8 protein-coding genes are annotated in these 10,813 nt (G+C 39.3%); 6 read left to right on the forward strand and 2 right to left on the reverse strand.

The features are described 5' to 3' along the window. Nucleotides 1-376 precede the first annotated feature (376 nt). The 5 genes from D0T84_RS10535 (at nucleotide 377) to D0T84_RS10555 (ending at nucleotide 7,774) form a co-directional block, all read left to right on the forward strand. Nucleotides 377-886 (forward strand): hypothetical protein, encoded by a 510-nt coding sequence (locus D0T84_RS10535; RefSeq protein WP_163307839.1) that lies wholly within the window; start codon nucleotides 377-379, stop codon nucleotides 884-886. 45 nt (nucleotides 887-931) lie between these two features. After that, entirely contained in the window at nucleotides 932-1,402 is a 471-nt protein-coding gene (locus D0T84_RS10540) for a hypothetical protein (RefSeq protein WP_163307840.1), read from the forward strand. Between the two features lie 225 nt (nucleotides 1,403-1,627). After that, entirely contained in the window at nucleotides 1,628-3,607 is a 1,980-nt protein-coding gene (locus D0T84_RS10545) for a hypothetical protein (RefSeq protein WP_163307841.1), read from the forward strand. Beyond that, the gene (locus D0T84_RS10550) at nucleotides 3,604-4,569 is read left to right on the forward strand and encodes a hypothetical protein (protein WP_163307842.1); all 966 of its coding nucleotides are present in this window, start codon (nucleotides 3,604-3,606) and stop codon (nucleotides 4,567-4,569) included. The genes D0T84_RS10545 and D0T84_RS10550 overlap by 4 nt, the downstream gene beginning before the upstream one ends. Nucleotides 4,570-4,645: 76 nt before the next feature. Next, a complete protein-coding gene (locus D0T84_RS10555) occupies nucleotides 4,646-7,774 on the forward strand; it encodes a phage tail protein (protein ID WP_163307843.1) in 3,129 nt (1,042 codons plus the stop codon). A 24-nt stretch (nucleotides 7,775-7,798) separates the two neighbouring features. Here D0T84_RS10555 and D0T84_RS10560 read toward each other — a convergent pair whose 3' ends face one another. After that, nucleotides 7,799-8,332 (reverse strand): hypothetical protein, encoded by a 534-nt coding sequence (locus D0T84_RS10560; RefSeq protein WP_163307844.1) that lies wholly within the window; start codon nucleotides 8,330-8,332, stop codon nucleotides 7,799-7,801. 221 nt (nucleotides 8,333-8,553) lie between these two features. Here D0T84_RS10560 and D0T84_RS10565 point away from each other — a divergent pair, with 221 nt between their 5' ends. Beyond that, entirely contained in the window at nucleotides 8,554-10,068 is a 1,515-nt protein-coding gene (locus tag D0T84_RS10565) for a hypothetical protein (protein ID WP_163307845.1), read from the forward strand. Here the strand turns inward: D0T84_RS10565 and D0T84_RS10570 are convergent, their stop codons facing one another. After that, a complete protein-coding gene (locus D0T84_RS10570; RefSeq protein WP_163307846.1) occupies nucleotides 10,069-10,737 on the reverse strand; it encodes an Ig-like domain-containing protein in 669 nt (222 codons plus the stop codon). Nucleotides 10,738-10,813: the final 76 nt, after the last annotated feature.

Here is a 10,813-nt window from a genome sequence, read left to right on the forward strand (position 1 = left end):
TTCTCTATTCCCTGAAATACAGGGGGCTTACTTTTGATTATGCGAAAAACAAACACTGATATACAAGAGGATATGTCTAAAATAGGCAAGCTTTCGGCTTTTAGCGGACAACAATGGATTTTAATTATTAAAATATAGATTACTATGAAGTCGAGACGACTTCTATATATAGATAATCCTATTTCATTTCCATTACAAAAAACGCATCGAAATAATTTTTTTTCTTTTTTCTCTAAAAACTGTCATGAAAAAAAAATGAATTTATCTATACATAGAGAAGGGGGAAAAATATGTGATTCTTAATAATTAGTATATCATTGATTCATCTGTTTTTCTTCTTTATAAATATTTATAAATCATTTCTAATTAAAAAATTATGGCAGAAAGAACAATTCTTAAAGCGCGTGTAGAAAGTATTGAGTTTGCAGAACCAATCAAGTCAGAAAGCGAATTGTCCGCATCATCTTGGGTAAAACAGCCCCTTACGCTCCGAGATGATGAGGTTTCTATTGTAGAAGCCGAACCTGAAACAAAAGAGGTGTTTTCTCACGAAAATGATGCTCCGGAAGATTATGATCTGATCGGTGGCGGATTAACAATTACAGGTTCGTTTATCAATGCTGACTATGATGAAATGGCAGCCTTACTAGGTGGTGAAGTTACAGGTACTGGAGACACAACCACATTTAAGCGAAAAGCGACAAAAACGCCTCTGAATAAAGCTATTCGTTTCACACTGAAAGACGGGTCCAGCATCGTCATACCAAACGCCAAAGGCTATGTACTGCTCAACCTGAATGTAGGATCAGACGGGATTATGAAATTCCCTTTCAGCTTTAAAGCATTGGCTCAACAGGGCTTCAACTACGATATCATTATCAAATAAGCCGGAGGCAGCCAAAAGATTGTATGTAAGAATAAAAAAAAGTAAATGATGGCTAGTACAAACAATGTAAGGTTGGCTGCCGCAAATATGTTGCTAGACAGAGGTGTAAGGTATACAATATCCGACGCGCCTCTGTTTTGGCGATTATTGCGGCTCAACAAAATAGAAATCAGTCCGTTAAAGGCCGGAGCAATCATAGAGATCAGCCGTATTATTGATGAGGATAAGTTAGATAAAATAGAGACGATTGACGAAGCAAAAAGAAAGCTCGACAGGATAGCACTATTAATAGCAGTAGCTGTATTAAATAACAGAATAAAGATAAAATACCTGTCAGTATATCTATCTAAAGTTCTGCTATGGAAAGTGCCGTTGAACATATTGCTAACAATATTCTATCATATAATACAGGTAAATCATTTGACGGATTTTACAAATATTACCAGATACTTCGCGATACAAGCCAGGATGATGATGAATCCGAAGGATATGGGTCAACAGGAAGCGGGGAGTTAACAGGCTATACAGAAGGCCTCCATAGCCCCTTTGGTTTTATCGGGCAAATAAAGGAAAAGCGCGGGTACACCCATGATTACATCTTATGGGCTGAACCTTGGGCAATCTTTCTAATGGAAATGGCTGACGCGCCACGCTATATGAGAGGACGACGTCCCGCTCCGGTAGTGGAATCAGCCGACGGAATAAGAAATATATTAGGTAATAGAATAAAAAAATAGGGATATGGCAGATACGAAAGAACCCATTGAGTTTACTTTATCAATGAAAAATCCACAGAATTCAAAAGCGGTAAGTAAAGTCCTAAGTGAATCAATAAAAAATATAATTGAGGCATTTTTTAAGACTGAAGAGGAACCTTTGACTGTGGACGGAATAAATAAGCTAATTAAAGAGGCTAAAGACAGACTTAAAGGAGAGCAAGATAAAAAAATAGCAGAGATTGAGAAATTCTATAAAGAAAAAAAAGATGCAGTAACAAAAGCTGAAGATAATGCTAAAACACCAGAGGAAAAGCTTTCTTTTACTAATGCTAGATTGCGCCTCACTCTTTTAGAAGCAAATGAAAAAAGAGCAATAGAAGAGGAATCCAATAGAAAAATTTTGGAAGCTGAAGCGAAATTAATCGAACGGAAAACCGCATTATCAAACAAATTTTATTTGTTCAAATCGGATAAAGATCGTATTTCTTTGGAAGAGCAAAAAAAGAACGCAGAAAAACAACTCGAATCGTTAAAGTTAAGTCAGAGTATAAATAACACTCCGGATTTGGCTACTAAGATAGAAGAAGCAGAGCTAAAAGTAAAAGAGTTAAATAAGTCGATTGGAAAACTTTCTGTACAGAAGTTTGGCGAAGTAGTAACTCTGGCAACTCAATTAGGCGGAGCTTTTAAAGGCATCGATGATGGCTTCGATTCGGCAGTTTCAGCTGTTGGAAATATCTCTAAAGGCTTTTCGAAGGGGAAAGTTGAAGGTATAACTGCAATTTTGAGCGAAACTGTCAAGATATTCACTAATTTGAGTAAAGTCAATAAAGAACATCGTGAAGCTGAAAGGAAGTTAAAACTTGCTAAAATTGAACAACAGCGGCAATACAATAAATTACTTTTTCAAGAGATGTTACTCTTTAAAGAAGGAACGTCTATTTTTGGAACAAGACAAATTGATAAAGCTGTACAGTCTATTGAATTATACAGAGAGGCTACGGCAGACTACAAAGATGAATTAAAAGGAGATGCCCCCAAAGTTCCTCAAAAAAGCTTTTTCACGCAATTACCCAATAAAGCTTTGGAAGAATATGAAAAACAATTAGCCGCATACGAAAAAGGAATAGGAGCTTTAGCCAATGTTGATATTGTTACAGGCAGCAGGAAATCGGGATGGGGACCTTGGAAAAAAAGGAAAGATACTTATTCTGATATACTAGATATCTACCCTGATCTCATAGATGGAGAAAATAAGCTTGATGTTGCCTTAGCCCAGTCAATACTTTCTACTCATAAAATGAGTGACGAAAATAAAACTTTGATTCAATCTCTAATTACTTTGCAAGAAGAAGCGGAAAAAGCTGAAACACAACTCAGAGATTACCTAAAAGAAACTTTCGGGGGTCTGGGGGATGCACTAACAGATAGTATTGTCACAGCTTTTGCAAGTGGAGAAAATGCTGCTACTCAATTTAAAAATAGTGTAACAGATATATTAAACAATTTAGCAAAACAGATGGTGTTTCAACTATATCTGGCTGATGCTTTTGATAAATTACAAAGCGATATAGAAGATATCTATAAGAGGCATGCTGATGGTAGTATTAATGAAGAAGAATTGTCCAAGCAAGTAACGGATGTATTAGGTGGTTTTTTCGGAGGATTAGATGCCAGCATAGAAGGGGCTAACGGATTTCTTGATAGATTTTGGTCTTATGCAGAAAAGCAAGATTTTAAGAGGTCGGAAGCCTCCCCCACACCCACCACAGGCCAGGGCCTTGCCGCCATTACACAAGACTCAGCCAATCAACTTAATGGCAGTTTTTACAATATGCTAAGACATACCAGCGCTATAGCAGAAACCACCACTCAGTCGCTATTGGTACAGCAAGCTATGGAATCTACCCTCTATACCATAGCCGGGCATACCGAACATCTGATAAATATAGACAGTACCCTGGAGGACATTAAAATAAGAGGAGTAAAAACCAGATTATGAGAACAGGAAGTTGTATAATAGACGGAAAAGACATAGCCGAATATGGCATGTTTATCCTTAAGGGAGGAGACTACGACCTGCTCCCTTTCCCCGAACGGATGGAACCCCTGCAAAACGACTGGTACGAAGAAGACGGCATAGACGTAGACCTCAGCGAAATATATTTCAGGCAGAAAAGCGTAAGCCTCGACTTCTACATATCGGCCACAACTGCAGACGACTTTGAGCGCAACCTCGATAACTTCTTCTGGATGATATGCGCCCCTAAAGCGCGGAAAGTCTATTTTCGTGAGTTCGACCGCGAATTTAACCTACGCTATCTTTCCAGTCCTGCCTATACACAAAGCGGCGGGCTGTACAAAGAAGGGAAGAAAAGCGCGAAGATAAGGGTCAACTTTTCGATGGACGATCCCCTGCAATTGTTTAGCAACCCTAACCTGTTAACACCCAGCCTGTCAAGGCCGAAGCAGTTTGTAGAGATAAACGGCTACGACCTGTCACGCTTTGGCATAGTAGTTAACCAATGCTACAATACGGCGCTCAATCATCCGGCCGCAAAGCTGCCCCTGGAACGCAGTTTTAGCAACAGGTCGGGGCTCGAAGTGCAGTACCCCGCCAATGCGAGGGAAGTGAAACAGATGCTCAGGAACAAACAGATAGTAATAGAATGTACCATGATGGCCGATTCGCTTGCCATATTCTATCACAACTACGAAGCCCTGTTCAACAACCTGACACGCCCCGGAGCTGTGGAACTGTCGACCCTTTATGAGAACTTCGACTGCTACTACTCCGCCATGCAGAATTTCCAAAAGCTGGATCCTATGAGTAAGCGCATAAAGGTACAGTTCGAACTGGTGCTTACCATCATCAAGCCCAACAGGCCTATACCTGTACTGGGCACAGAAACCATGATACCGGTAATGACCGAAAACGGGAAATATTATATACGGATTTATTAATAGCCCCTCCAAACCTCCCCGAAGGGGGAGGCTTATTTCCCCGGAGGGGATAGGGGCCAAATTAAAAAAAAACATTATGACAACATTATACATACCCAAAGACGGGAAATACGAAAAACTGGAAATAAACGTAGACGACAGCAGCTACCACTTCCGTGAGATAATGGGAGACGACAGCGTAGTGCTCAACTTCTCGATGGCCGACTTCGTCGATTTTCCCATAGGTACATATTTTATGTACAAAGGCACATACAAATATACCCTGTACAGTCCACAGAACTTTAAGAAAGTCCACAGCCAGCACTACGACTATACCCTGACGCTGGAGTCGGAGCTGGCGCAACTAAAAACCATCAAGTTCAAAATGTTTGTGGCAAAATATGAGAACGGCATCGCCGTGAAGATGGATACATCGCCACGCCTCAAGTTCTCCTTTACCGGAACCCCATACGAATTTGCACGCCTGATGGCCGACAACCTCAACCTGAGCGGTAACCAAACGGGGTGGGAAGCCGTGGAAAAGAACTGTATAGCCAGCGAACGCGTAACCCTCGACTTCAACCACGACTACTGCTATGATGTGCTTACCCGCATCGCCGAAGCCTTCAATACCGAGTGGGAGATAGATGGACGCGAGATACGCTTTGCAAAGGTGGAAAAGATGAAAGAGTCGGCTATCAGCCTGTCGTATGGCTTCCAGAATGGGATATTGGGCGGCATCACACGCAGCCAGTTCGACACATCGAAGGTTATCAACCGTGTATGGATACAAGGCGGCGACCGCAATATCCGCTGGGACACCTACGGCAACGATACCCTGCTGATGCCGACGGATAGCACAGTGCGCTACGACGGCACTTACTTCAGTGACGAAAACCCGGATAAGATAGACTCCGAAAAGGCTGTGACCTACCGTACCGATGCCTCGGGCTGCTATGTGGAGCGTGCCGACCGCACAGGGCCGCTCTTGGAGGACAGCCTCGATGTATCGAAGGTGTACCCGATGCGTGAGGGTACACTGTCTGACGCTTACGAAGAAAACGGCTTCTGGTATTTCGAAGATAAGGATATTCCCGAGTCGCTGGACTTTAGCAAATATGTGCTACCCAACGAAAAAATGACTGTTATTTTTCAGAAAGGGATGCTTGTGGGCAGGGAGTTTGAAGTGGCATATACCCACAGCAAAAGGAAGTTTCAACTGATACCGATAGAAGAAAGCGGACTGACGATGCCTGAACTTACCAAAGATGGGAAAAAAGGTACTTTCATCCCCCGTGCAAAAGACAGCACTTACGAGGGCGACGTATACGGCGTATTCCATATGGGACTGCCCAAAGAATATATCGAAGATGCCGAAAAACGCGCCCGCAACGAAGCCATCAAGTACCTCTACGATAATGCGCAACCCAAATATACCTACGACTGGCAACTCGATGGCATCTATGCCAAGAAGGAATGGGGCGTAAGCGGCGGTATGCTGGGCTGTGGCAACTTTGTGCGATTCAGCGACCCGCAGTTCCTCTCCGAACCTGTGGATATACGCATTACGGCGGTAAAGACTTACCTGCATAAGTTGCACTCGCCCGAAATCACCATATCCAACAATGTATCGGGTAAGTCATTAGGCAGTATCCTAAACGAAATCCCCGCAAAGGAACAGGAGATAGACAGGGGGAAGAATGAGGCGATAGAATTTACCAAACGCCGCTTCCGTGATGCTAAAGAAACAATGGAGATGCTAAAAGAGTCGCTGCTCGACTTTTCGGAAGGCATTAACCCTATTACTGTGCAAACGATGATGATGCTGGTAGGGGACGAGAGCTTGCAGTTCCGGTTTGTGGATGCACAGAACAAGCCTATCAATGATTTTCAGTTCCGGTACGATAAGGAAAATAAGTGGCTGATAACAAACAATCAAGGAGCATTTTTACAGCATTTGACTTTAGGTATTAAAGATATTACTTCAGAGGAAGGCAAAGAGTATAAGACATGGCAAATGCCGGCTGCCGGCTGGAAATCCGCCCCGTTGGATGCTAATCAGAAATGTTACCTATATGCCAAATGTTCTAAAACAGGAAGTACAGGAACTTTTGAGGTAAGTCCCACTGCCATTGCTATGAATACCGAAGGTAAACCTGATTATTATTTCCTGTTGGGTGTATTAAACTCTGAATATGAAGGGGAAAGAAGTTATGTAAGCTTGTATGGTTTTACAGAGATATTGCCGGGTAGGATAACTACGGATAGGGTGGTGTCGGGTGATGGAGAGAGTTATCTGGACTTGGCAAGGAATGCTTTTCGAATAGGGGATGATAATAACTGCCTTGAGTACAACACTGATCCGGATAAACCAAATACATTAACCGTAACAAATGCAACTGTAAGGAAAGCCTTAAATGTTGATGGAGTAGCAGATATTGCTGGATTTCAATTTTCGAACCAGAATATTAAATCGGAAGCAAAAACTGAAGGAATAGATGCTATGTTACTGGACGGAAAAAACGGTATTTTACAGTTTAATAATCATACAAAAAAATGGACAGAAAATAATGAAGAAGTTATCGAAAGGCAGTATATATGTATAAACTCAACTAATGATGCTAAAATTGAAGCGAGAAATGAAACTAATAATGAAGTTGCATATTTATCATCACAAGGTGTATTCGCCAATCGTGCTGGTGTAGATACCCTTCCAGCTTCCACAGGTGTGTCAATGAAGGCAGCTATTGCAGGGCTTGGTAGAGGAAAAATGGATAAAGGATACTGGGATGAAAATCAAGGAATAGTAGGAGTTTATGGTACAGCTTCCAATAGTTCATTAAATCCTGCTCCTGCCTATGGTGGATGGTTTGACCTATTAAGAATAAATGGGTTAATTCTTAATAGTCTTGTTTTAAGTGATACTGATGCAGAGACCACAATACTAAATCGAAATATGAGTATGGTTATTTCTATTGCAAATGCAAATAAAAAAGTATACTTACCTTCTAATGTGTATAAGGGAACCACTCTTTATTTAAAAACGATAGGAACAGGAGGTATAACTATATATCCGAATGAAGGACAAAGATTATTTGACCATCATAATGCGGAAAGCAGCATATTTTTAGAAGAAGGACATATGGCTACAGCTATTTTTATTGGGAAAATGAAAATAGGAAGTGAATCTATGTTTTACAACACTTGGATATTATGCGAGTATTAAAATATCTTCTAGCAAATTGAAGAATTATTTCTTTTTTTGATATTCAATTACTAAAAAATCATAATAGTTATTTATGTTCTCTTTTTCACTAATATTAAAATAATCGTTTCTAACCAATATTTTGAGATGATTATATGTCCAGTAAATGGAATCTTCTTTAAGATATGTAATATATTCTCCAGCTGAAGGTTTTATTATTTCTATTGGTTGAGGTGGTGATAATTTTGCTATATCATTTAAAAATAATTCTTGGAATGGATAAGCTAAAATGCTAGCTTGATAATATTTACAAATCGTATTCAATTTACCATCTTGAAAATGAAAGACAGTAGCTGGAATAATATCACTCGTTTTATTGAGAGAAAAAGCAAGCTTATCATTCCTTATAATATCAGGTTTTACTTCTTCCATACTAGATCCAAAACGATAACCAAAAATAGAATCTGTCTTTGGATATACTATTTCTTCATTTTTTCCTGTGATATCATCATCGCTCCCACAGGCAGAGAATAAAGTAAGGGTAAGCAGGGCAGCTATTGTGTATATAAGTTTGTTCATAAGTTCAGCGTTTTTGATTGCTAACAAATGTAGTTAATTTTCTTTATTCATTCATAATGTTTGTGCCTGAATTTTCCCTTCGGGGGAGGTTCAGGCATTTTTTTATCACCTCACCCCCCGCCCTCTCCAAGAGAGAGGGAGCCGCAAGGCCACGACAAGGGAGGGGAAAGTGACTGGGGAAATGATGAAATTTACTCCGTGTTACTCTGTGTCCTCCGTGGTTGGGAAAAGGTAAATCATTAGGCAGTATCCTAAACGAAATCCCCGCAAAGGAACAGGAGATAGACCGGGGGAAGAATGAGGCGATAGAATTTACCAAACGCCGCTTCCGTGATGCTAAAGAAACAATGGAGATGCTAAAAGAGTCGCTGCTCGACTTTTCGGAAGGCATTAACCCTATTACAGTGCAAACGATGATGATGCTGGTAGGGGACGAGAGTTTGCAGTTCCGGTTTGTGGATGCCATGCCGGTTGAAGGACAGTCTGTTAATGTATTGGAAGGCGTAGATACATATAATCCCGATACAAAACAAATAGAATGTGCTTCATGTGTGTTACAGCATCTTACATTGGATATTGATAATATATCGTCTAAAGACAGTGTAGAGCGGAAATATAAATCATGGCAAATGACTGCCAACAGTTGGCAATCTGACTCGTTGGATGCTGACAAGAAGTATTATCTATATGCCCGATGCCGCACTGATATGTCAAATAATAACACTTTTCTGGTAAGCGAAACAGCTATCCCAATGAAGGATGAGAGCAACACATACTACCATTTTCTGGTAGGTATTCTGAATACTGAGTTTGAAGGGGTGAGGAATTATGTTCCCTTGTATGGCTTTACAGAGATATTGCCGGGTAGGATAACTACGGATAGGGTGGTGTCGGGTGATGGAGAGAGTTATCTGGACTTGGCAAGGAATGCTTTTCGTATAGGGGATAATAAGAGTAGTCTTAGCTGGAATACAGAAAAGGATGAAGGAGAAAAGAAATTGGCTATTAGGAATGCTACTTTTGAAATAAAAAAAGAAGATGAAGTTGTTGCTAAGATTGATGGAGAGAGTGGGGCGGCAATGTTTGGAAAAGGGAGTATAGAACTTAGGTCTGATGGGTCGGCTGCTTTTGGTAATGAGAAGAATGTGTTTAATGCAGATGGGTCTGGTAGTTTAGCCAATCAAAACATAAATTGGTCTTCAGGAGGAAATCTCAATATTCAAGGGAAATTAATAGCAGGAGAAGGTAGTAAAATTGGGGGTATGACCGTTTTAGGAGATGCTTTGTATGGAACATCTGCTACATTTTTTGATTCAAAAGATATAGACTTAGATACAGTAATTTCACCAATTTTTATTATTGATAATTTTAAGAGTAGACAAAATTTTATATTATATGGAAGTAAAGAGGATAATAATAATTATGTTAATATTCAACTACCTAATCAATATCATGTAAATCATATATTTAATGAAAAAGAATATGATTTCACATTAAGACTGATTGTTAAATATAATAGTAAAAGTAAATTTGTAATAAGTCCATCTCTCATTAATTTGCTAAATCCTGCATATTATCCGTATATACGAGATAATAATGGTAATATTTATAAATATAATAATATACCAGAATTCAATAATTTTTTTAAATATGGATATATTACTATGGAAGCAGGAGATATTGTTGAATTATATTTCAATAAAAATACTTACTATATTATTAATCATAGAACATGATTAATTCTTTATAAATCGGAAGCTACAATCTGGAACAAAGCTCAATGTTGATACAATTTCATTATTATAAATAGCTATGATATTCCAATGATATTCGATATTATTTGAAGATATGATATTTACAGTATTATCTGAAATAGAATATTTACCATTGAATGAAAGAGCATCACTATTTAGTATATAGTTCTTTTCATATTCTATATCGCATGTATTATCTTCATAGAATTTAAAAAATGTTTTATTTGGGGACATGGCAACCCATGCATTGTAAGGAGGGTTTCCAAACCCAGTAGCTCCCCATGTACCAACTATAAAGTCTTTTGATATACTAATTTCTTTAAAAATAGTAATAGTTACAGAATTCGACAAATCTCCATACGAAGCAGTAATTTTAGCTACCCCATCAGCAACAGCAGTTACTTTACCCGATGAGGATACAGTTGCTACTTTGGTATCCGATGATGTCCAAGTCAGCTTAGGCAGTTTTACATCGGTAGGTTGGTGGCTTACACTTAGCTGGTATGTATCGCCTATATAGAGGTCTTTGTCTACCGGGTCGATGGCAATAGATGTCAGTACAACGACTTCATTGTTGTTGTCATCGCCTCCACAGGCAGAGAATAAAGTAAGGGTAAGAATCGCAGTAATGATGTATATAAGTTTGTTCATAAGTTCAGCGTTTTTGATTGCTAACAAATGTAGTTAATTTTCTTTATTCATTCATAATGTTTGTGCCTGAATTTTC

The sequence above is a fragment of the Dysgonomonas sp. 521 genome, from assembly GCF_010501055.1.
Lineage (GTDB): Bacteria > Bacteroidota > Bacteroidia > Bacteroidales > Dysgonomonadaceae > Dysgonomonas.

Excerpts from the sequence above, each read along its gene's own strand:
- D0T84_RS10535 (WP_163307839.1), top strand. The coding sequence starts at position 377 with ATGGCAGAAAGAACAATTCTTAAAGCGCGTGTAGAAAGTATTGAGTTT.
- D0T84_RS10540 (WP_163307840.1), top strand. The coding sequence starts at position 932 with ATGATGGCTAGTACAAACAATGTAAGGTTGGCTGCCGCAAATATGTTG.
- D0T84_RS10545 (WP_163307841.1), top strand. The coding sequence starts at position 1,628 with ATGGCAGATACGAAAGAACCCATTGAGTTTACTTTATCAATGAAAAAT.
- D0T84_RS10550 (WP_163307842.1), top strand. The coding sequence starts at position 3,604 with ATGAGAACAGGAAGTTGTATAATAGACGGAAAAGACATAGCCGAATAT.
- D0T84_RS10555 (WP_163307843.1), top strand. The coding sequence starts at position 4,646 with ATGACAACATTATACATACCCAAAGACGGGAAATACGAAAAACTGGAA.
- D0T84_RS10560 (WP_163307844.1), bottom strand. The coding sequence starts at position 8,332 with ATGAACAAACTTATATACACAATAGCTGCCCTGCTTACCCTTACTTTA.
- D0T84_RS10570 (WP_163307846.1), bottom strand. The coding sequence starts at position 10,737 with ATGAACAAACTTATATACATCATTACTGCGATTCTTACCCTTACTTTA.